Origin of the sequence: Oxynema aestuarii AP17, from assembly GCF_012295525.1 — a bacterium.
GTDB classification, from domain to species: domain Bacteria; phylum Cyanobacteriota; class Cyanobacteriia; order Cyanobacteriales; family Laspinemataceae; genus Oxynema; species Oxynema aestuarii.
This window is the reverse complement of sequence record NZ_CP051167.1, coordinates 5,744,827-5,767,348: the sequence shown is the minus strand read 5'-3', so window position 1 is coordinate 5,767,348 and position 22,522 is coordinate 5,744,827. Positions and strand designations below refer to the sequence as shown.

Annotated in this window: 19 protein-coding genes; 15 read left to right on the top strand and 4 right to left on the bottom strand. The window is 55.1% G+C overall.

Features of this window, described 5'->3' with window-relative positions:
- Nucleotides 1-210 precede the first annotated feature (210 nt).
- The 4 genes from HCG48_RS23035 (at nt 211) to HCG48_RS23020 (ending at nt 4,316) form a co-directional block, all read left to right on the top strand.
- Nucleotides 211-768 carry a pentapeptide repeat-containing protein gene (locus HCG48_RS23035; RefSeq protein WP_168571262.1) on the top strand — a complete coding sequence of 186 codons (558 nt, stop codon included), beginning with the start codon at nt 211-213 and terminating at the stop codon, nt 766-768.
- Between the two features lie 208 nt (nt 769-976).
- Nucleotides 977-1,588, top strand: a complete 612-nt coding sequence (locus tag HCG48_RS23030; RefSeq protein WP_168571261.1) for a pentapeptide repeat-containing protein — start codon at nt 977-979, stop codon at nt 1,586-1,588.
- A 389-nt stretch (nt 1,589-1,977) separates the two neighbouring features.
- Nucleotides 1,978-3,408, top strand: a complete 1,431-nt coding sequence (locus HCG48_RS23025) for a BCD family MFS transporter (RefSeq protein WP_168571260.1) — start codon at nt 1,978-1,980, stop codon at nt 3,406-3,408.
- Between the two features lie 95 nt (nt 3,409-3,503).
- Complete coding sequence (locus tag HCG48_RS23020) at nt 3,504-4,316, top strand: inositol monophosphatase family protein (protein WP_168571259.1); 813 nt, start codon at nt 3,504-3,506, stop codon at nt 4,314-4,316.
- Here the strand turns inward: HCG48_RS23020 and HCG48_RS23015 are convergent.
- Both HCG48_RS23015 and ggt read right to left on the bottom strand, forming a co-directional pair.
- Nucleotides 4,302-5,246: a ChaN family lipoprotein gene (locus HCG48_RS23015; RefSeq protein ID WP_320415752.1), complete on the bottom strand. Its 945-nt coding sequence runs from the start codon at nt 5,244-5,246 to the stop codon at nt 4,302-4,304. The genes HCG48_RS23020 and HCG48_RS23015 overlap by 15 nt on opposite strands.
- Nucleotides 5,247-5,402: 156 nt before the next feature.
- A complete protein-coding gene (ggt, locus tag HCG48_RS23010; protein ID WP_168571258.1) occupies nt 5,403-6,971 on the bottom strand; it encodes a gamma-glutamyltransferase in 1,569 nt (522 codons plus the stop codon).
- A 310-nt stretch (nt 6,972-7,281) separates the two neighbouring features.
- Between ggt and HCG48_RS23005 the strand changes: the two genes are divergently transcribed.
- From HCG48_RS23005 to HCG48_RS22965, 9 genes are all read left to right on the top strand, one after another.
- Nucleotides 7,282-7,644 carry a hypothetical protein gene (locus HCG48_RS23005; RefSeq protein ID WP_168571257.1) on the top strand — a complete coding sequence of 121 codons (363 nt, stop codon included), beginning with the start codon at nt 7,282-7,284 and terminating at the stop codon, nt 7,642-7,644.
- A gap of 64 nt (nt 7,645-7,708) precedes the next feature.
- On the top strand, nt 7,709-8,092 hold the full coding sequence (locus tag HCG48_RS23000) for a YtxH domain-containing protein (RefSeq protein WP_168571256.1): 384 nt from the start codon (nt 7,709-7,711) through the stop codon (nt 8,090-8,092).
- 39 nt (nt 8,093-8,131) lie between these two features.
- Nucleotides 8,132-8,695, top strand: a complete 564-nt coding sequence (locus HCG48_RS26300) for a DUF948 domain-containing protein (protein ID WP_246259717.1) — start codon at nt 8,132-8,134, stop codon at nt 8,693-8,695.
- A gap of 144 nt (nt 8,696-8,839) precedes the next feature.
- The gene (locus HCG48_RS22990) at nt 8,840-10,723 is read left to right on the top strand and encodes a hypothetical protein (RefSeq protein WP_168571255.1); all 1,884 of its coding nucleotides are present in this window, start codon (nt 8,840-8,842) and stop codon (nt 10,721-10,723) included.
- A gap of 613 nt (nt 10,724-11,336) precedes the next feature.
- Nucleotides 11,337-11,798: a ribosome maturation factor RimP gene (gene rimP / locus HCG48_RS22985; RefSeq protein ID WP_168571254.1), complete on the top strand. Its 462-nt coding sequence runs from the start codon at nt 11,337-11,339 to the stop codon at nt 11,796-11,798.
- Between the two features lie 60 nt (nt 11,799-11,858).
- Entirely contained in the window at nt 11,859-13,052 is a 1,194-nt protein-coding gene (gene nusA, locus HCG48_RS22980) for a transcription termination factor NusA (protein ID WP_168571253.1), read from the top strand.
- A gap of 139 nt (nt 13,053-13,191) precedes the next feature.
- Nucleotides 13,192-13,527 carry a YlxR family protein gene (locus HCG48_RS22975; protein ID WP_168571252.1) on the top strand — a complete coding sequence of 112 codons (336 nt, stop codon included), beginning with the start codon at nt 13,192-13,194 and terminating at the stop codon, nt 13,525-13,527.
- A 486-nt stretch (nt 13,528-14,013) separates the two neighbouring features.
- Nucleotides 14,014-17,115: a translation initiation factor IF-2 gene (gene infB / locus HCG48_RS22970; RefSeq protein ID WP_168571251.1), complete on the top strand. Its 3,102-nt coding sequence runs from the start codon at nt 14,014-14,016 to the stop codon at nt 17,113-17,115.
- Between the two features lie 191 nt (nt 17,116-17,306).
- Nucleotides 17,307-17,981 (top strand): low-complexity tail membrane protein, encoded by a 675-nt coding sequence (locus tag HCG48_RS22965; protein WP_168572035.1) that lies wholly within the window; start codon nt 17,307-17,309, stop codon nt 17,979-17,981.
- Here the strand turns inward: HCG48_RS22965 and HCG48_RS22960 are convergent.
- A complete protein-coding gene (locus HCG48_RS22960; protein ID WP_168571250.1) occupies nt 17,978-18,511 on the bottom strand; it encodes an alpha/beta hydrolase in 534 nt (177 codons plus the stop codon). The genes HCG48_RS22965 and HCG48_RS22960 overlap by 4 nt on opposite strands.
- A 239-nt stretch (nt 18,512-18,750) precedes the next feature.
- Here HCG48_RS22960 and HCG48_RS22955 point away from each other — a divergent pair, with 239 nt between their 5' ends.
- Nucleotides 18,751-20,385 carry a DUF1565 domain-containing protein gene (locus tag HCG48_RS22955; RefSeq protein ID WP_168571249.1) on the top strand — a complete coding sequence of 545 codons (1,635 nt, stop codon included), beginning with the start codon at nt 18,751-18,753 and terminating at the stop codon, nt 20,383-20,385.
- A 427-nt stretch (nt 20,386-20,812) separates the two neighbouring features.
- Here the strand turns inward: HCG48_RS22955 and HCG48_RS22950 are convergent, their stop codons facing one another.
- Nucleotides 20,813-21,100, bottom strand: a complete 288-nt coding sequence (locus tag HCG48_RS22950; RefSeq protein ID WP_168571248.1) for a DUF3493 domain-containing protein — start codon at nt 21,098-21,100, stop codon at nt 20,813-20,815.
- A 156-nt stretch (nt 21,101-21,256) separates the two neighbouring features.
- Between HCG48_RS22950 and HCG48_RS22945 the strand changes: the two genes are divergently transcribed.
- Nucleotides 21,257-22,330, top strand: coding sequence for a RuBisCO accumulation factor 1 (locus HCG48_RS22945; RefSeq protein ID WP_168571247.1), 1,074 nt, complete (start codon nt 21,257-21,259; stop codon nt 22,328-22,330).
- The last annotated feature ends 192 nt before the right edge of the window (nt 22,331-22,522 follow it).

Sequence of the window (22,522 nt, the reverse complement as noted above, 5' to 3'; positions counted from 1 at the left end):
GCCCCCCATTTCGATCCCCTTTTCGAGGACGACGAGGGGCGATCTTCCTCCGTCAACATGCTGCAAACGGGTTAGCTTTGAAACCCTCATGTTAAAATTAAGTAAAAGCACGTAACCAACTGACCGTAAGAATACCGAATCGCGAGCGATCGCGCGATCGCCGATTGAGGTCAACTCCGCCAACTCATGCAGCTAGGAGGCACGATTTCCATGAACCGTCCCACATTGCTGACTGCCAGCGCCCTCGCCCTCGTCCTGGGATGCTCCCTTCCCACCCTCGCCCAAGTCAATGCCCCGGTGCAAGAGCTGCTAGAAACCCGGAACGGTGCGGGTTTCAACCTCAACGGCGCCGATCTGTCCGGTCGCGATTTGGTGGGGGTCGATCTGCGCGGGGCCAACCTCAACGGCGCCGATTTATCCGGCGCTAATTTATCCGGTGCGAACTTAACCGGGGCCAACCTCAGAGGGGCAAATTTACGCGCCGCCAATCTAACAGAAGCCGATTTATCCGTTGCCAATTTAGTCGAAGCGACCTTAGACGGAGCTAATTTACAAGACGCACTGTTAAAAGCTGCAAACTTGAGTGGAGCCCATTTAGTAGAAGTAGATTTGCGCAATGCCGATTTATTTCGGGCAAATTTGAATGCGGCAAACTTAAGAGGCTCGAATTTACTCAATGCCAATTTTAATGCAGCGAATTTAATCGGGGCGAACGTCCTCGGTTCGAGAGGCGGTAACTTTACCAATGCTATTGGGTTTACGCCATAAATAAGAGGGAGTGAGGGCGTCGGAGCGATCGCCACCGGAGCGATCGAAAATGCAGGTCAAATCGCGATGTTTTTATTTGTTTTAAAAGAAAAATTATCGCAGGTCTGCGGTCGATCGAAAACGGGGATTTTTTTAGAGAGAACCTGTTAGCGATCGCCGGAGCGGGGGAACACTAAGCGACAAGATTATAAATTACGGGGGGGAAACCGTGAAACTCAGTCTTTTACTCTCTTTAGTTTTACCCGTAGCGATCGCTTGGTCGAGTCCCGGTCACGCCGCCAACCCAGAACACGTCACCCAATTGTTACAAACGAAACAATGCGAGGGATGCGATTTAAGTGATGCGGATTTAGTCGGGGCGGATTTGCGCGAAGCGAACTTAAAGGGTGCGAATTTAACGGGAGCAAATTTAGAAGCGGCGAACCTGTGTAATGCAGATTTATCAGAAACAAATTTAGAACAGGCTATCTTAATTAATGCCAATTTATTTGAAGCGAACTTATCTGGAGTCAATCTCAGACAAGCGCAGTTAGGGAATGCCAATCTCAGTTTTATTAATTTAAGTCGTTCGGACTTAAACGGGGCGAATTTATCCCAAGCCAATTTAGGGATGGCCAACTTGAGCGATGGGAACTTAAGTTATACCAATTTACGCGGAGCCAATTTAATCGGTGCAAATTTAAGCGGAGTCAGTTGGGAAGCGGCAAATCTGACCGACGCTCATTTAGATCCTGCCAGTATCAACGAGGCGAACGGGTTGGGAACGGGAGAAACCAGCGCCGTCGAAGTGACGGAACGCGATCGCGCCCGAGTCCGATAAAGGCTTTTGAGTTGAAAAAATTTAGTTCGCTCGACGTAGAGATAACCCGCTTTGGCGGGTTATTTTTTGTTAGCGATCGAAAGGACAACGAAAAAATAACCGGATCGATCCGGGTCGTGCTAGCTCGCGCTGCTCGCTTCGATCGCCATTGTAAATGATGGGTAACTCAAGTCGGGAGCAAGATGCTCCCACAGGGAACAAGATCTTCCCAGGACCGAGGGGTTGAGCTAGGCAAGCCGGACTCAACGGATTGAGAAATGCTATACAATCTAAAATCTAAAATCTAAAATCTAATTTAAAATCTAAAATCTAAAATCTAATTTAAAAGGCGGCCTTGGGTTTAACATAAACCAAAGATAACCCCTAAAGAAAAACAACGATTGACAACTATGGAAACAGGCAATCTACCCGAGGCAGAAGCGATCGCGGGGGAAAGCTTACCGCGAATCAATCTCGCCACCATGTTTCGCTTGGGCTTATTTCAAATGGGCTTGGGCATCATGTCCGTGTTGACCCTCGGCGTGATCAACCGGATTGCCATTGACGAGCTCAAAGTCCCCGCCCTGATTGCCGCCGGGGCGATCGCCATGCACCAATTTGTCGCCCCGGCGCGGGTATGGTTCGGGCAAATGTCCGACGCCAAACCGATCGCCGGACTGCACCGAACGCCCTATGTTTGGGGAGGAAGCATCTTATTTACCGCCATGTCCTTCGTAGCGGTGCAAGTTGTCTGGCAATTGGGTCAGTCGATGGAACAAGCGGGGGGCTGGACCCCGGACAGTTACGGCTGGGCTGCGGTTTTCGGGTTAGTCTTTTCCGGTTACGGTTTGGCCCTCAGTGCCAGTTCTACGCCCTTTGCGGCGTTGTTAGTCGATATTTCCGACGAAGACAACCGTTCTAAATTAGTCGGCACAGTTTGGTCGATGTTGATGGTGGGGATTATTATCGGGGCGATCGTCAGCAGTGTGTTGCTCAAACAAATTGCCCTCGACACGCCCATCGAACAGTTACAAGCGTCGGTCAATCGTTTATTTTTAACTGTCCCGGCGATCGTCGTGTTTTTGACCTTTATCGCGACCGTCGGCGTGGAACAGAACTATTCTCGCTATTCCCAGCGTTCTAGCGTCGCCCATCGCGAAGATAAAATCACCCTGGGTCATGCCTTGCGGGTATTGACCGCCAGCCGCCAGACGGGCATCTTTTTCTCATTTCTGCTGGTAATGAGTATCAGCCTGTTCATGCAAGATGCAGTGATGGAACCTTACGGCGGCGAAGTTTTCGGAATGCCGATCGCCGAAACCACCAAACTCAATGCTTTTTTTGGCATGGGAACCTTAATCGGGATTAGCTTGACAGGTTTTGCGATCGCGCCGCGTTTGGGCAAACAGCAAACGACCAAAATCGGTTGTATCGGGGTTTCCGGTTGTTTGGCATTGCTGGCCCTGGCGGGTTTTGTCGCCGAACCGTCGATGTTGATGGGGGCGTTGCTACTGTACGGCTTCGGGTCTGGAGTGATTACCACCGGGGCGATCAGTTTGATGCTCGATCTGACGGCGGCGGAAACGGCGGGAACCTTTATCGGGGCGTGGGGATTGGCCCAGGCGATCGCGCGCGGACTGGCAACCGTCACCGGGGGGGCCGTCTTAGATTTGGGTCGGGCGATCTTTCAGAGTCCGGTGTTGGCTTACAGTACCGTGTTCGCGGTTCAATACGTCGGCATGATCTCGGCGGTGGCGCTGTTGCGGCGGGTCAATGCAGTAGAATTCCAAGCAAATGCCAAACAGGCGATCGCCGCCGTCATGGAAGGCGAACTCGACTGAATCGGAATTTGGGATAGTCCCAGAGAGTTACGCGAGGTTTTCACGGGCCATGTTTTTGATAATCTGAACTCTAAAATTTAACCTCTAAAAGTTGGATGCGTGATTTTTGGGATAGGGTTTTAAACTTTGCCGAGACGACGACGGGGAAAGTCGGTAACGATCTCATGGCAGATTTCGGTCAAGTTCAGCCGTCGGAAAAGGCGGATGGCAGCTTGGTAACGCAATCGGACAAATGGGCCGATCGCGAAATCCGCGAGGCCATTTCTGGCGTATTCCCGGACTTCGGCATTTTGAGCGAGGAAGGCGACACCTGTTTTGGCGGCGACGAATGGTGTTGGGTCGTCGATCCCCTCGACGGAACGACCAATTTCGCCCGCAGTATTCCGATTTGGGGAATTTCTTTGGGATTGTTCTATCGCGGAACTCCCGTGTTCGGTTACGTGCACCTCCCACCTCTGGGACAGTCCTTTTATGGGTTTTGGTACGGCGACACCGGGTTAGACGGCCCGCAAGGGGCATTTCTCAACAATCGGGCGATCGCCACCAGTGCGGACGAACCGAGTGGCAACCACTTTTTCAGCTTTTGTTCGCGATCGATCCGCTTGTTTCACGAACCATTTCCCTGCAAAATTCGCCTGCTAGGAGTCGCCAGCTATAACTTTTTGATGGTCGCCAACGGGGTTACCCTCGGCGGGGTCGAAGCGACGCCGAAGATTTGGGATATTGCCGGAGTTTGGCCGATCGTCCGCGCCGCCGGAGGAACCTGGGTGGAATTGCAATCGACCCCGATCTTTCCCCTCAACCCCGGGGAAGATTACGGCGATCGCAACTTCCCGACCTTAGTAGTCGCTCACGGGGATTTAACCGGGGTGTTTCGCCCCCTTGTTTCGGAATTAGTCACCTTTTGACCGATCGCCCGACGCCGTGGGGTCGTGAGTCCAGACAAAATCGGCGATCGCCCGTCCTCCGGGATTGGGTAAGCTCTCCGGCGGGTCGAACACCAGCGATCGCTGTACGAAGTCGCGGCGATCGCCCATCCGTCGGGCGACGCGATCGGGAATCCCGTAACCGTAGACCACGTGACCGCTTCCGGTCAACACCACCACTTGATAGTCTTCGTTATCCTCCAGGAATTCGGCGATCCTTTCCGCCATCGTTTCGTCCCACAACACTTGCACGAAGAAGAAGCGATCGAGATCTTCACTCGACCCGTGACCCGCTTGCGCGTGTTGCTCGTACACCCCGCGCAATAAGGCTCGATAGTCTTCGTTATCGAGGTCGATTTGTTCCCGAGGCGGGATATACTGGCGATCGCCCTCGTCGAGGCTCTCCCAGCCTTCCCGCGCCAGTTTGCGCGTCACTTCACTCGGCACGTTTAAGGCGAGGGTCGGTAACTGTTGCGCTTGGGCAAACCGCAGGATCGGCGCGTAATTTTCCCACGGAAATCCCCATCGGCGATCGTATTCGGTTTGTTCCACCAACTGAGCCTCGTCCAATTCTCCCGCCAGATAGGCATCGATCGCCCCCTGATACGGTCGTTGGAACATTTCCATCGCGATCGCCACTTTGGGATTTTGAGCCTGTAACGCCTGGATAATGGCCAACTGCGCTCGATGGTCCGCTTGGCGATCGTGAGTTTCGCCTAAATAAATCACTCGTGCGTCGGCCCATTCCGCCGCCAGTTGCCGCGCCCGCACCTCCGGCGATCTCACTTCTACCTCGGACGAGCGGTCCGCCACGGGTTCGGCGATCGCACGAGCGATCGTCCATGTATTGCAAACCAGCAGCACGCTCAACGAACAAGCACACAAAGCAGCAAGAGAATAAGATTTCATCATCTAGGCGATCGCACTTTTGTTTTTAATTCTTTTCCTATTGTAAGCCCCTCGCCATCAAAACTATCTCTATCCCTTGACGATACCGACGGATTGAGGTCGTTATCCCTTGAGTCGCCGTCCTCGATCGCGATCGAACACCCTATATTGGCTTTTCCTTTAAACACTCAAACCCATTCCACTCCGTCGGGAATCTCCAATCCCAAACATCGAACCGTCGGGGGCGATCGCCACACTATGCACTCCCCCAAAAAACATACTTTTTTCTTGCCAATAAATCCATTCAAACTCCGAAGAAAATTCCGGAGGATCGAACAGATCTCCCGGTAGTCCGGGTTCGAGATGAAAAACACCATTTTCATAATGAGTTCTCGGACTTTCGACGGCGGCGATCGCCTCCATTTTAAAATCGACAAAATTAGAAATTACTTGAAAAATAGCCGTTCTAATCCGATTGGAACCGCCAGAACCGAGAACCATTTCCGGGCGATCGCCCTTCATTAACACCGTCGGTGTCATCATTGAAGACATCCGACAATTCGGGCGCCATCGATGGAACCCGCGCGGGTTTAAATCCGCTTCTCCTAACATATTATTCATGGCAATATCCGTCCCGGGAATGATATAGGAAGACCCTTCGCCGTTGGAGGTGGTCACGCTGGCCGCATTTCCTTCGCAATCGAGGACGCTAATATGCGTGGTACTGCCTAATTTATTCAGATCGTTTTTCAGATAAGTTTGAAACTGGGATTGATAGTCTAATAAATGTTTTTTAGACAAGAAATCATCTAAAACATCCGCATTATAAAGTGAGTCGTCATACCCATCTTTTCTTCCAACATTCGTTAACTGCATTGCCCGACAAAGGGCGTGTAAATGGGGTAAGCTGCCAAAAGAGAAGCGATCGAAATCGAAAGTAGATAACAGCTTGAGCGTAAAAGCGATGAGGGCGCCTCCCGAGCTCGGGGGCGGGTTCATCAGCAGTTGGCGATCGCGATAGGGAATGCGTAAGGGAGAGCGTAAAATAACTCGATAGTTTTCAAAGTCTTCTAAAGTTAAATGTCCGCCTTTTTCTTGACAGTCACGCACGACTTGGCGGGCAATTTCACCGCGATAAAATTCGTAAGTTCCACTTTTAGCAAATTCTTCAAAAACTGTCCCTAAATTGGGCATGGCGATCGTATCGCCCACTTGTAATAAAGTCCCTTGGGGGGCGTAGATCTGACGGGACGCCGGATCGCGCAGTAAGATGGGAGCGAGTAGGTTTAATAAATAAGATTGAAAGGGATTAATTTCTACTCCTTGACCGGCGTAAGCGATCGCGGGTTCGGCAAGGACGTGAAAGGGTAAAGTTCCTAACTGTTGGTGAACGGCGAACAGACCTGCGAGATTGCCGGGGACGGCGATCGATCCCAAGCCGATATGAAACTGTTGGGTGGTGCCGCCAAAATCGAGATCCACGGGATAAAAATCTAAAGTTTCAAGAGGTTGGGGATGGCGGGGAGTCTGGGCGAAAAAATCGAATAAAATTTGTCGATTTTCCCGAGTTCGTGCGAGGAGAAAGCCGCCGCCAGCGACAGAGGTGAGACCGGATTCGACGACAAAAGAAGCGAGCATGGCGGCGACGGCGGCATCAAAAGCATTGCCACCCAAGCGAAACATTTCGATTCCCGCTTCGGCAGTTTTGGGATGTCCGGCGGCGATAGTTCCGCGTGTTTTAGATAGCATGAAGGCGATCGCTGAAGATAGAAAAAGAGCGGGGAGAACAATAAGACGAACGACCTGATGTTAACGGTCAGTTAACGCCGAGGGGAGGAACGTATCGACCGGGAGACGGTCAATAGGGTTCGTCGGAGTTAAAAAATCGAGATTTTGTCAAGTTGATGATAAGATAAAAACCCGGGAGATCGTTCGTTTTTAATCAAATTGTTGTTAAAAACCGATCGCGGAAAAATCGACAAAAGAGGGGGGGAGGAGTGCGAAAATTGAGCCAAACCCAGGAGCGATCGCGCTGGAGTGCGGGAGGACGGCGATGATCTTGGCAGTAGTTGCGATCAACTTGACGATGGCGGCGATCGCCCTATCTGTAGCCTGGAGACTGTGGTGCTTGAGTCGCAGCATCGATCGCGCCGCCAATGCCATTCTCTACGCAGATCGCGTCACCTACAACGCCCTCCATCCGATCCCGCCCACCTTAGCGAAAGGACAGCAAGGCACCCGCAATTTACGCGATCTCTACAGTCAGCTCGAACGACAAGTCAACCAAGTCCGCCAAATTTTAGCCGTATTGAATTGGATTGGGGGCTTGTGGTTTCGCCGAGGGCGCCGGAGCGAGCATTCGCGTAGCGTCTCCAAAGGAAAAGCGCGCGCGGGGGCGCCGCCGAAGGGCAATCCCCGCTAGGGAGGGCGGTGGAGCGGTCAAAAGCCGCCTAAAATATCTGTAAGCTCAATCGAAACCATTTACAATGTCCAAGAATCGTACTGGAGCATTTATTGGTGGGGTCTTGCTGGGAACGGCGATCGGGACGATTACCGGGTTGCTCGTCGCTCCTCGTAGCGGTCGCAAAACCCGCCAACTGGTGAAAAAATCGGCGGCGGCCCTTCCCGAACTCGCCGAAGACCTATCGAGTACCCTGCAACTGCAAGCCGATCGCCTCTCCGCGAAAACCCTTCGCAATTGGGACGAAACCCTCGTGCGCTTGCGCGAGGCGATCGCCTCCGGGATCGAAGCGAGCCAACTCGAAAAAGAACAACTCGATCGCCAAAATCGCGAAGATCGCCCAGATCCCGAAGAAGACCCAGACAACGAGTTTTCCAACCCCTCCTCCGCTCACACCACCCAATCGTGAGATCGATCGACTGTCATCGCAAGCTATCCCTACTCTCCCGTGACTGATCCCCTGTTTTGGCTCGGACTGTCTTTCCTACTCGTGGCTGTCAGCTTGATCCTCGTCTTGCTGGCAGCCCTACCCGCCTTGCAAGCCGTCGGACGGGCCGCGCGCAGCGTCGAAAAACTCGCCGACACCCTCGCACGCGAATTCCCACCGACCTTAGAAGCGATCCGACTCACGGGAATGGAAATTAGCGACCTCACCGACGAAGTGTCCGACGGGGTTCAGAGCGCCTCGGGAGTCGTCAAACAAGTCGATCGCTCCCTCGGTTCCGCCAAACGACAGGCTCAAAAAGCGCGCCATACCACCCGCAGCGTCGTGACCGGATTCAAAGTCGCCTGGAGAACCTTTACCCGTCCCGGTTCCAACGCCGGAAGCAGCCGAAGGTCCATCGATCGCCTGCCCCCCTCGCAACGGCAGCCCCTCGATTTGCGCGATTCTTCTTTGGAGACCCTACGCGATCGCACCGACTCCGGCGATCGCCACCCCGACGATGGCGCCCCCAATGACGGCCAATCCTACCGCCAAAACTTTCCCAATTCCGGCGATCGCGAGCCGTAAAGCCCTCCCGAAAGCGCGATCCCTTGCCAGCTTCACGCCCTTTCCGCTAAGCTTCCCCCTAGACTCGCGCGCGCGACCTGACGCCGCCCGAGTTCGGCGAATTGTTAAGCGAGCCCTTTCCGTTTTCCGCGAATATTTGAAACCATGCCATCCCCACAACGTCCCGATCGCCGCTTTCCCTCCTGGCTCCACTGGATCGACAAAACGATCGCGATCGTGGCCGTTTTAAACTTGGGTCTCGTCCTGTTCGACCTCAGCTATATCCCCGGACGCGACTATTACTTGCGCGCCGATCTGTTCTTCCAAAAATTCAACGTCACCAATCGCGAGAAATATCTCAAAAACGTCGATCGCCTCGAAACCCTGTTACAAGAGCAAGGCTTGGATTCCCCCGAAGTCCCTCCCCTGCTCGAACAATTGCGCCAGCAGAGTACCCGCCTGTTAGGAGAAGATTTATTTCGCGTCACCGACAGCTACGGGTCCCTCGAAGAAGTGAAAACCCGCATGAGCGAGCAGTTCGGCACCGACGACGCGATCGACGCCTTCCAAAGCCTCTGGAGCGTGCGTTACTTGCGTCAAAATGGCTGGCAAGAAAGCCTCAGATTTTTCAACAGCGAAATCCGCTTTTTAATCGACTTTTACGAACCTAAATTATTTTACGATCCGGTCAAAGGGATCGAACCTTATCGGGATACCCAACAATATTTACGCCTCGTCTCCGAACTGCAAGCCGAATTGCAACTGTACGGCATGGAGTCTCCCGAAGTGCCGATCCTACTCGAAGAATTGCGCGAAGAAAGTCGCAACATGATTCGAGAAAATTATTTCGCCCAAGCCGAGAAAAGTGGCACCCTCGAAGAGATTAAAAATCAAATTCGCCGTCATATTTACTCGCGCAAACCCGAAGAGGCTCCCTCGGGTCCCGCGCCGATTATTTGGGTTCTGGACTTTTTAGCCCCCGAAGTGTTTTGGGCGAATAAGTCTTCCACGGGAGCCTTTGAGGAGTTTTGGAGTCTGGAGAATTTCCGGGAGCACGGCTGGCAGGAAGAACTAAAGTTTTTCAATGGCAAGATTCGGTTTTTAATGCAGAGTAACTATTACCGCCATATCGGGGTGAATAGTGATTATATCGATCGCTTTTGGTTGATTGACTTTTTCTTCGTCGCCTTATTTTTTATCGATATTTTATTTCGCAGTTGGCTGATTACCCGGCGTCATCCCAACGTTACCCTGGAAAGTGCCGTATTTTGGCGCTGGTACGACTTGTTATTGTTAATTCCTTTTTGGCGGTGGTTGCGCGTCGTTCCCGTAGTCATTCGCCTCGACGAATCCGGTTTAGTGGATATTGAATGGTTGCGCGCGCAATTGCGCTTGGGGGTCGTCGCCAGTTTCGCCGAAGAACTGACCCAAGTGGTGGTCGTGCAGATTATCAATCAAATGAAAAGTAGCGTCGAAAGTGGAGAATTGACCAAATCGCTGCTCCAGCCAAACGAACAGGAATATATCGACATTAACGATACGAATGAAGTGCAGGAAATTTCGCGGCGACTGTTGCAATTGGGAGTGTGTAAAGTCTTGCCCAAAGTGCAACCGGATCTGGAGCAGTTGATCTATCACGTGCTGGAGACGAGTATTAAAAGCACGGATTTTTATCGGCGATTGCAGGGAATGGGGTTAGCGGGGTGGTCCGAGCAGATTGCCAAACAAGTGTCGGTGAGGGTGTCGAAATTGCTGGCAGAAGGGCCAGACAGTGCGTATCACGCGATCGCCGACCTGCCCCCGGATCCGATCGCCGACGAATTGATCGAGCAGTTGGTCGAGAATTTTGGCGAAGCCTTGCGGGTGGAATTGCAGACCGAAAATACCCTCGCCGAACTGCAGGCGTTGGTGTCCGACTTACTCGAAGAAATCAAGCTCAACTACGTCAAACGGGCGATCGAAACCGATCCCGACCGTATTTTCGCCGAAACCGAGCAATTGCGCCAGCTCGCCGGACGCAATCCGAACCCTCCGAATCCATCGCGTTAAGGTGAACCCGAGTGGGAGGGAAGGCGGCGATCCGGCGATCGCCGACAACGGGCGAGATAGACAAAAGCCGTCAGGAGCCACTAGAATAGAAAGCGGCTCAGTTCGGTGATGCGGTTGTACCGATGCGGAGATCCCCTTCTCCCGCACGTTCCTCCCAGACTTGAGCGAACGAAAAAATCGCCTACGCGCTCGGTAAAGTCAGCCCCCCGAGGGTAGACTTCAGCAGCGCTTAACTGCTCGGAGGCGAGCGTTTTTTTTTGTCATCCGAACTCGGTCAGGTCTGCTGGCCGAACGCTTCGCCTTTCCCAGCGTCCCACCTGTAGGTCGAGAACCCCCGATCCTCCGGTCAAGCGAAGTTCTTCCCTCTCGCGAGAGCCACCAGGCGAGCCGAAAGAGGAGAAGGAAAGAGGGAAAGGCGAGTTCGACAGCCTTCGAGGGAAGCCCTATCCTGCAAAGGGAGCGAGCGATCGCCCCCGAAGTTGATGGCCCTCGCCGACAACGGGCCGCAATCCGACGACGACCCGAGGGTCTTTCGCTCGTCGTGAACCTTCTTGGAAGACATCAATGTTGCGGGAAGTGGGTAGCTGCCCACTTTTTTTGTTGGAGCTGTGCAATGACTCATCCTTTGATCCCCCAAATTATCGAATTGGCGACCCCCGTAGCCGAACAACTCGGGTTGGAAGTGGTAACGGCAGTATTTCACACTCACGAAAGTCCGCCGATCTTGCGGGTGGACATCCGCAACCCCGCTTCGGACACCAGTCTCGATGACTGCGAACGGATGAGCAAAGCCCTCGACACCCTGTTAGACGAAAGCGATTTAATTCCCGACGCTTACATTTTGGAAATTTCGAGTCCCGGGATTTCTTCCGAGTTGAGTAGCGATCGCGATTTTGTCGCGTTTAAAGGGTTTGGGGTGACGGTCGCGACCGCCGAACCCTTTCAAGGACATCAAGAATGGAGCGGCAAACTCGTGCGCCGGGACGAGGGCGCCGTTTATCTCAATCAAAAGGGACGGGTGATGAAAATTCCGAGATCGATCGTGACGCAAGTCCGACTCGCCGACGGAGTTTGATCCCCGAGACGCGATCGTCCGCGTCCCCAGTTCTCCCATCGAATACGGATAGGAACGCCTATGTCAATGGTTAGTTTGCCCGGACTCCGGGACATGATCGATAATATCTCTCAAGAGCGGAATTTACCGAAACACGCGGTACAAGCGGCCTTGCGCGAAGCCCTCCTCAAAGGGTACGAGCGCTACCGTCGCACCTTGAGTATGGATCGCCAGCATTTTGACGAAACCTTTTTCGACAACTTCGAGATCGAACTCGATACCGAAGAAGAGGGATTTCGGGTGCTTTCGACCAAAACGATCGTCGAAACGGTCAGCAGTGCGGATCACGAGATCGCCTTGCAAGAAGTGCGAGAAGTGGCCGCCGAAGCCCAATTGGGAGATACGGTGGTGTTAGATGTCACCCCGGACCAAGGCGATTTCGGGCGGATGGCAGCGATTCAAACCAAACAAGTGCTGGCGCAAAAACTGCGCGACCAACAGCGCAAACTGATTCAAGAAGAGTTTGAGGACTTGGAAGGAACGGTTTTACAAGCGCGGGTCTTGCGTTTCGAGCGACAGTCGGCAATTTTGGCGGTCAACAGTGGGTTTGGCAATCCCGAAGTCGAAGCCGAATTGCCCAAACGCGAGCAGTTGCCCAACGATAATTATCGGGCGAATGCGACCTTGAAGGTGTATCTCAAGAAAGTCCGCGAAGGACCCCATCGAGGGCCGCAATTGTTGGTATCGAGGGCAGACGCCGGATTGGTGGTTTACTTGTTTGCCAACGAAGTGCCGGAAATTGAAGATGAAGTCGTGCGGATTGTCGCCGTAGCGCGCGAAGCCAATCCCCCCTCCCGTCACGTCGGACCGCGTACTAAGATCGCCGTGGATACGTTAGAGCGAGAAGTCGATCCCGTAGGGGCCTGCATAGGGGCGCGCGGATCGCGGATTCAGGTCGTGGTCAACGAACTGCGCGGGGAAAAAATCGACGTGATTCGTTGGTCTCCGGACCCGGCGACCTATATCGCCAATGCCTTGAGTCCGGCGAAAGTGGACGAAGTGCGCCTAGTCGATCCCGACAGCCGCCAAGCTCACGTTTTGGTTCCGGAAGACCAGCTCAGTTTGGCGATTGGGAAAGAGGGGCAGAACGTCCGACTGGCAGCTCGACTGACCGGGTGGAAGATCGATATCAAGGATAGTGCGAAATACGAAGAGGAAACAGTACAAGTGGAAGAAACTGCCGAGGAGGTCGTGCCCCTGGAAGAATCCGAGTAATCGAACCCCGGGATCGCGCCCGGCGGGGGCTTGGCGCCACCCCCGAACCCGGGAGACCGCGCGGGGAGCGAAGCCCCTCGAACCGGGGAGATGAGCGTCGCCATCGCCCCCTTGTAGACCGACCGCCAAGCCGTTGCCGATGAAAGTCAATTACCGACGTTGTATCAGTTGTCGCCGAGTCGCTCCCAAACAGGAGTTTTGTCGGGTCGTCCGAGTCCATCCGTCCCATACGGTACAATTAGACAGGGGGATGGGGCGATCGGCATATATTTGTCTGAGCGAACAGTGTGTCCGAGCCGCTCAAAAGAAAAATCGATTGGGGCGATCGCTCAAAGCCACTGTTCCCCCACAACTGTACGAAACTTTGCGGCAACGGGTTGTCCGGGAGGGGTCGGCTGCGGAGGAATCCATCTCGTCGAACGATCCAGAACGCGAATCGGGCAGCTTGCTCCGATCGCCCAATCCGCGCGACTGACAGAGATTGCCCTCAATCCAGTCCGCACTCGTATAGAAAGTCGTGCAAGACTAGAGGGAGGGATTCCCCCGACCGGGAGAGCGCAATCCATCGGCGCAGGTGACTGCGGCGGCAGGCTAAACTAGCTGTTGTCCATTGTTATCGATTCGATCGACAGCAAGCGAGCCTTCTTGGAGAAGGGGTTCAAAACGAAGGCAAAAGGCGAAAGGGAGAGACGAATAATACAGGAACAGGCGCTTGGGTTTGACGCTTCGTTCTTCATCCGCGATCCTTTCTAGAGGTCTACGACTCGCGATCGGGCGATCGCCATTCTCAGTTGTCGGTAGAGTATCCCCCTCGACCCCCGACGCCACTGTCCGACCGTTCGCGAGTTTTCATGCCCTAGGATCCTGAGTCTTCACTCGACATGCGTCCGCGAGCGCCCAGCGCCCCGAGCGCGCCAACACTAACCCAAGGAAAGACAGGGAGTCGCCGGAAGGAGGTTTTATGAACAACGGCAAAGTCAGAATATACGAGTTATCACGGGAATTGAATTTGGAAAATAAAGACATTTTGGCAGTTTGCGAGCAGCTAAACATAGCCGTCAAAAGTCATAGCAGTACGATTTCAGAAGATGAGGCCGATCGCATTCGCGCCTATTCCGATAAGTACGTGGCCGCTCACCCCGAAGCCAAAACCTCGGGTTCGGGAAAAGGGCATCGCTCCAAAGCCACCGCCGAATCGGGCGGTTCGGCTGAGGGCAAGAAAAAACAACAAATTTTGGAAATTCGCAAGCACAAATCGAGTGGGGACAAAAACCAACGAGCCGAGACCCCCTCGGCGGACGAAACCCCCCCTCCCGCGCCCCAACCGCCATCTCCCCCTTCCCCGAGTGAAGTGACGACATTCGATCGTCCGGTTTATGCCAAACCGAGTGAAACCAGTCCGCAAGAAGACGTGCATCAACCCTCAGAACCCTCACCCGAAGAATTACCTGCGCTCCAGAAGCCGCAGTTAGCCTCGACTGAAACCGACGACACCGAGTCGGGATCGCAAGCAACGACGAGTTCCGAAGTAGAATCTCCTCAACTCAAAAGACCGCCGACCCGACCGAACCCACCGACGACGGCGTCGGATTCGACCTCGGCTCCGCTCAAAGAAAAACCAATTCTTAAAAAGCCCAAAGGCGACGGTGCCGGGTCGCCGAGTTCCCCGAAAAAATCCGACGAAGCGATCCCGGGGAAAGAACGCGAGGCGCCTGCCGCTTCGGCAGAGTCGTCGGGCGATCGCGCGCCGAAGCAAGTCAAGCGCAAACCGGAGTCCGTGCCTGAATTGCAGCGTCCGCGCCCGAGCAAAGGCAAAGGAGACGAAGAGGTAGCCGCCAGTGGCGATCGCCCCGGCGCCGGGCGAAGCTTTGACGAAGAAACTTCCGTGGATGAAGAGATCGAAACGGAGGGTCTCAAACTCAAGCGACCGACGCCGCCGCGTCCCCCGAAACGCTCGAAAAAATACGAAGAAGAAGAAGAAGACATCCAAGAGTTTCCCGCGAAAACCTCGAAAACCGGGTCGAAATCGAAACGGCGGGCTAAACCCATCGATGACGAAGACGAGGAAGAATTGGACCTCGACAACGACAAGCAGTCCGCCGCGATCGATGTCAGCTTGTCAACTGCCCGTCCCAACAAACCCAAAACTAGCCAAGGGCCGCGACAAGGCACGTCGGGGCCGAGTAGCGCGCCGAAAAACAAAAAATCTAGCCCCACTCGCGACAGTGGCTCGCGGCATCGCGGACGGCGCCAGGACAAAGCCGAGAAAAAACAACGTCCGGAACATCTGGTGTTGCGCCAAGCCCTCACCGTACGAGAGCTGGCGACCGAATTGGAAACCGCCGAAACAGAAATTGTCAAAATTCTCTTCTTCAAAGGCATAGCGGTTAACGTCACCCAGACCCTCGACATTCCGACGGCGAAAATGGTCGCCGAAGAACTCGGCGTCGAAGTCGAAACCGCCGAAGCCGAATCCGAGGCGAAGAAAGTCAGCGAAATGCTCGACGCCGACGATCTGGAAAATCTCCAGTCCCGTCCTCCGGTGGTGACGATCATGGGTCACGTAGACCACGGGAAAACCACCTTGCTCGATGCCATCCGCAAAACCAAAGTCGCTCAAGGCGAAGCGGGCGGGATCACCCAGCATATCGGCGCCTATCACGTCGATGTCGAGCATAACGACGCCATCCATCAGATCGTCTTCCTCGACACTCCCGGTCACGAAGCCTTTACCGCCATGCGCGCCCGAGGCACCCGGGTGACCGATATCGCCGTGCTGGTGGTCGCCGCCGACGACGGCGTGCAACCGCAAACCCTCGAAGCGATCGGTCACGCGCGCGCCGCCGAGGTTCCCCTGGTGGTGGCGATCAACAAAATTGACAAGGAAGGGGCTCAGAGCGATCGCGTCAAACAAGAACTGAGCGAACACGGTCTGGTTCCGGAAGAATGGGGCGGCGATACGATTATGGTGCCGTTGAGTGCCATCAAAGGTGAAAACCTCGACACTCTCCTCGAAATGATCGTCCTGGTGGCCGAAATCGAAGAACTGATGGCCAACCCCGATCGCCCCGCCAAAGGCACGGTGATCGAAGCCAACTTAGACAAAGCCAAAGGTCCGGTGGCGACTTTACTGGTTCAAAACGGCACCCTGCGCGTCGGCGATATCCTCGTCGCCGGATCGGCTATGGGTAAAGTCCGGGCGATGGTGGACGATCGCGGTCAGCGCGTCGAAGCCGCCAGTCCGTCCTTTGCCGTCGAAGTCCTCGGCTTGGGCGACGTCCCCGCCGCCGGAGACGAGTTCGAGGTCTTCGGCAACGAAAAAGAAGCCCGCGCCGTGGCCGACTCTCGCGCCGAAGAAAGCCGTCAATCGCGCTTGCAGCAAGCGATGGCTTCTCGCCGGGTCACCCTCAACAGCCTCAGCGCCCGCGCTCAAGAAGGAGAACTCAAGGAACTCAACTTGATTCTCAAAGCGGACGTTCAAGGCTCCGTCGAGGCGATTCTCGGCTCCTTGCGCCAGCTTCCCCAAAATGAGGTGCAAGTGCGCGTGCTGCTCTCCGCTCCCGGGGAAATCAGCGAAACGGACGTGGACTTGGCCGCCGCTAGCGATGCGGTCATTATCGGGTTCAATACCACCCTGGCGACGGGGGCCCGCCAAGCTGCCGATCGCAGTGGGGTGGACATTCGCGAGTACAACATCATCTACAAACTACTCGACGACATCCAAGGGGCGATGGAAGGTCTACTCGAACCGGAAATGGTCGAGGAGGCGATCGGCGAAGCCGAAGTGCGCGCCGTCTTCCCCGTCGGACGCGGTGCCGTCGCCGGGTGCTATATCCAAAATGGCAAGATGATTCGCAATGCCAAAGTGCGGGTCCGCCGCCAGAACCAAGTGATCTACGAAGGTGTCCTCGACTCCCTCAAACGAGTCAAAGATGACGTGAAAGAAGCCAATAGCGGCTTTGAATGCGGCATCGGGATCGATCGCTTCAGCGATTGGGAGGAAGGCGACATCATCGAAGCCTATCGCCTGGTTGCCAAGCGTCGCACCCTGTCCCCGAACTAAGGGCGATCGCCGTCCATCCAACGCCCCCGAGTGTGGTTTCAAGCACTCGGGGGCGTTCTCCGTGGGCTGCTCGCCTCCAAAAGCGGCGCCGTCCCTCGCGATCGCGGACGCGAAATGGTATAAAAAGGGCAGTTTCCGATCGTCTCGGCTTCCCGGACGAACCCTTATCGACGAGTCACCCCCTTTCATCCATGCGTGCTTTCTGGTTTGACCCCTTCCTGTGGATCCATCTGGCGGGGATCGCCGCCCTGCCCCTATTCCTAGAACTGTGCTGGATAGGCTTTGCCCTCGGCGACCCGATCCTTCCCGTCTGGTTAGAATTCTCTCTCCCCGTCGCGATCGCCGTCCTCCCCGTTGTCTGGATGCAGTGGTCGCGACCGTTTTATATCTTCAGTATCTTAGTCGTCGCTCTCAAACCCATCCGCCTGACCGACGCCCAACGTCGCCTGCTGACCCTGTTCAAACGCGGTCAAAATCGCTTCTTAGCCCTCATCGTTCCCGTCGTCCCGATCGCCGCCGCCTGGTTCTTGTATCGCTCCGCCCCCGCCGCGAGCGGGATCGCCGACTGGCTGCCGTCCTGGCGCCTGCTGGGTCTGGCGATCGCCGCGATCTCCTTACTCGCCGCCCACCTCTTCATTCAAGTCCCCGTCAGCGTTCTCGGTGTCATGCTCGCCCAACAAAACGAGTTTGAGGATGTCGAACCGTTCCCCGTCGAACAAATTCCCCAAAACTTCAGCCTGTTCGGTCTCGACGTCGATCGCCTGTTGCCGGAACTGGTCGCGGCGATGCCCCCCTCATCCCCTGCCACTGCCGACGCCGAACCCTCCCCCGCCGACGAAGACCGTCCCGCCTCCGAGGGATCCTAGAGATTCAACCGTTCTAAAAACTGCAATTTGCGATATAAACGCGACATTTCCGCCAAATCGACTTCTAAAGATTCTGCCGGATAATTCTCCAAAATCTCCATCAAGTGAATCTCGTCATCGTCGCTCGCCGACAGCACTAGCGCCGCTCTCAACGCCTGTTCGTTGCGTTCTCCCGAGGGCGTCCGTAACCCTCGGCCCACTTGCCGCAGGAGCCGCTCGCCGAGTTGGTGGTTGAGAACGCGATCGAGCAAGACCGCTTTAACTTGCACCGATTTCGTCAAATGCTCGCGCACTTTCTCCGGTTCCTGATTCGCCAGTCCCAAATAGCCCGACAACGCCGGGGACAGCTCTCCGGTACGGGCGAAATCGCTCAATTCCGCCACGGAAATCGGCGCGCGCATCGGTCCGTAAAGTAAGACGATCCGTTGGGCTGCCGAAACCGCCTGGGTGCTGCCGATCGCCCACAAGGCCACCGTCAGGGCGATCGCCCGGGGCCAGCGCCCCCCCTCAATCCACCGAGAAAAGTGCATTTTTTTGACCACCATACTTGAATAAACGATTAATCCACACTCTAGAACGCCGTGGGGCGATCGCCCCTGCCGCGATCGCCCCAAACCCGCGCGGGGGCGCGCCGTGCGAGGCTCGATCCTAACACGCCCGTCCTCACAGACGGGAATTGTCCGGAACGAGTTCTCAGGATTTTGCCCCGATCGCCTCGAAAAATTACGATGACACTCTGTTCACCTCCCGATCTCGATCTCGATCTTCAATGACCTACCCCAACACCCCGACCTCGCCATCCCTGACCCCCTCACGGGGGAGCTGGCGCCTCCTCGCCACCGTACTGCTGCTCGCCACGCCCCTCGGCGCCTCGATCGGAGTCGCCCCTCCGGCGCGATCGCTCGATCGCCCGGTTCCCCTCGCCCAAAACTCCTCCAACACCACGATCGTTTACGTCAACTCCGCCTTGGGTCGAGATACCCCCGGAGCCGGAGAAAGCCAAGGCGCCCCCTATCGCTCGATTACCTACGCCCTCAGCCAACTCAACACCCCCGCCACCATTCAACTCGCACCGGGAACCTACAGCGCCGATAGCGGAGAAACCTTTCCCATCGTCCTCCCCTCCGGCGTCACCTTGCGCGGGGACGAAACCACCAAAGGTCAAACCACCCTCGTCGTCGGCGGCGGCGACCATATCAGTCCGAGCTTCGCCCGCCAGAGTTCCACAGTTATCGCCAAAAACGGCAGTATCCTTCGCGGCGTCACCCTGAGCAACCCTCGCAGTCGGGGAACCGCATTGTGGATCGAATCGAGCGCCCCGACGATCGCCAACAATACCTTTACCAACAGCTTGCGCGACGGGATCTTCATCACCGGAAGCGCCAATCCGACCGTCGAAGGCAATGTTTTCATTCAAAACAACGGTAACGGGATTTCGATCGTACGCACCGCCACCGGAATCATTCGCGGGAACGTCTTCGACCAAACTGGTTTTGGGATTGCCGTCGGCGGCGATGCGGCGCCGCGAATTGAAGACAACCGCATCACCCGCAACAATGACGGGATCGTGGTCTCCGGTTCGGCAAAACCGATTTTACGAGAAAACACGATTACCAATAACGTCCGCGACGGGATCGTGGCGATCGCCAACGCGGCGCCGAACTTGGGAACGGCAGAAGATTCTGGCAAGAACTACATTCGCGATAACGGTCGCTACGACCTCTACAACGCCACATCCAGCAATACCATCGTCGCCGTCGGCAACGACATCGATCGCGATCGCATCTCCGGCGCCGTCGATTTCGTCGCCGTCATCGTCGATCGCGGTTTTCCCGACGTCGTCGGTCACTGGGCCCAACCCTACATCGAAGCCCTCGCCAGCAAAAAAATTATCGCCGGATTTGAAGACGGCACCTTCCGCCCCAACGAACCCGTCACCCGCGCTCAGTTTGCCGCGATTATCAACCAAGCCTTCTCCCCTACGGCGAGCCAGTCGTGTTCGGCCTTTTCTGACGTTTCGAGCCGTTTCTGGGGCTTCAACGCGATTTTAAACGCCTGTCGGGGCGGATTTCTGCGGGGATACCCCAACAACGAATTCCGCGCCCAGCAGCAGATCCCTCGGGTACAGGTGCTGGTGGCTCTGGTCAGTGGTTTGGACTGGCGCTCGAACGAAACCGGGGTGCTGTCGGTTTATCAAGATAGCTCGGCGATCCCCGATTGGGCGACGACGGCGATCGCGGGGGCGACGGCTAAGGGCTTGGTGGTTAACTATCCCCTGCGCGATCGCCTCAATCCCAATCGCGAAGCAACCCGCGCCGAAGTCGCCGCCTTTGTCTATCAGGCCCTCGTCAATGCGGGTGAAGCGGAACCGATCTCCTCTCCTTATTTAGTTCGCCTTCCTTGACGAGTTCGCCTCCGAATTCCAGCGATCGCCACTCAAAAACACGGGACGCCAGCATCTTCATACGCGCGATGCTGGCGTCCCGTGCTGACTATCAGAGCTTTTATGGTTAGGGTCTATATATTGGCTGACCCCATTTGAACTGCAACGCTTTCATTATGACTTCATTTATAGCGAAATACTAAATTTCGTAATATTTTCTTTATTTTTTTAACTGAATGACCGGGGATCGCCAAGTTACCAACGGCTAAAAGCTAGATAGACAAACACTTGCACCTTTGAAAAGCCATTTGAACCCTCGGTTTACAATATAAACAAATGCCGAGTCATATCATTAATTTTCATAAATGAGTGTAAAGTAAAATACAAAATTTCAACCGATCGCCCCATTCAGCCGAGAGAGACCGACTCCCCCGGTGAATCCTGGGGTTTAGTTCCGTTCCCGGTCGATGCGAAACAGCCAGACCATCAACGCGACGACCCCGAGTTGAAAGAAGAAATTCGGCACCGTCGAACTGAGGTCTCGTCCGGCGAGCAGTTTGGCGAAAAAGACAAAGGCGCCGATCGCCCCGGACGCCGCACAAACCCCGTAAATGAACTTGCGCAGTCCCCGATAGGGAGCTTTGACCTCCGCCTTCAAACGGGCGTATTTCTCGGGATCGAGATCGCGGGCGCCTTTAGAGCGATGGCGAGGGCGATCGGAATGGGGATCGGACATAACATGCACCTGTCAAAATTTGTCCCTTCATTTTAAAGAATCCGATCGCGATCGCCCCCCGTGGCGGTTCGAGTCCGGCGCCGACGCGATCGGCGATCGCATTGACGAACATCGCCGATAAACTGATAAATTTTGGAAGACCCTCGATAGTGCCTTATGACGAACACACCCCCCGAACAACCCACCGCCGAAATCGCTCCCGACCCTCTATTCCAAGCTCTGCGTCGCAAAGAGGGAACCTGGGTGGAGTGGGCGCAACACTGTCAAACCTTGCAAAAAGCGGGCTACAGTCCCCAACAGATTTTTGAAGAAACTGGATTCGAGCCGATCCAGCAAAATCAAATTCTTGTCGGCGCCCAAGTCTACGCCTCGATCGTTGCCGGAGGCGCCGCCGACGCCACCCGAGCCTATTTTCAACAGAAAGCCAGCGATATTCTCTACGAACTGCGGATCCTGACCCAAGACGATCGCGCGGCGGCGGCGGATTTTATCCTCAAACACCAATTCAACGCCGACGACGCCCACGAAATTGCCAAAGCGCTCAAAGAATACTCGCGATTTTCCGAATTTCCCGACGGTTTCGGTCCCGGACCCGGGGAGGCGATCGCCTATCAATGCTGGAAACACGCCCGCCAGAAGTCCGACCTACAGGAGCGATCGCGCCTGATTGCCAAAGGCTTGAACTACGCCGAAACCGAGGGCGCCCGCCAAAAATTGCAAGATTTGCTCACCGATTTCACCGTCGTTAAAAGCCGCAGCGCCCCCCGTCTGCCCCTGTTCCGCCTGGAGTCTTCCGACGAACTCCCGCGCACGATCCCCGTAGTCGGCGAATTTCCGTTAACCGCCGAGGATCTTAAAGCGGTGCCGATTCTCGAAGAGATCGGACCGTTCGGAATCGTTAAATCGAGCGGAAACGCCGCCTGGGTCTCGATTCCGGGATGGCAAGTCATTCTCAAAGCCGAAGATCCCGTCGCGATCGCCTGTGCGAGCGATCGCCTTCCGAACCCCTTACCGGGAAAAGTCGAACGTACACTAGCGATCGTCGATCGCCGCCAGCGCCAGTGGCGAGACGACGCTTATTTTTTAATCGAACAAAACGGTCAATTAGAATTACAGTGGTTTGAAACCCAACCGGAAACTCGCTTACTCGGTCAGTTAATTCTCGTCCTGCGTCCGAAAAGAATCTTGGACGAAGGCTTTACCGCCGAACCGTGGCAAATTGACGAGTAAAGCGCTTTCTGCTCGATTCCCCGATTCAGCGATCGCGCGATCGCGCGTTTCTCAATCTGATGAGGGAAGATGCCCCTAAATCCCCCTTAATCAGGGGGACTTTAGGAGAATAAGGGCAAAGCCCCTGCAAAACCTCCCTTTTTTCTATAGGTTTGGAGGGGATCGACTCGATCTATTCAGCCGAAAGATGTA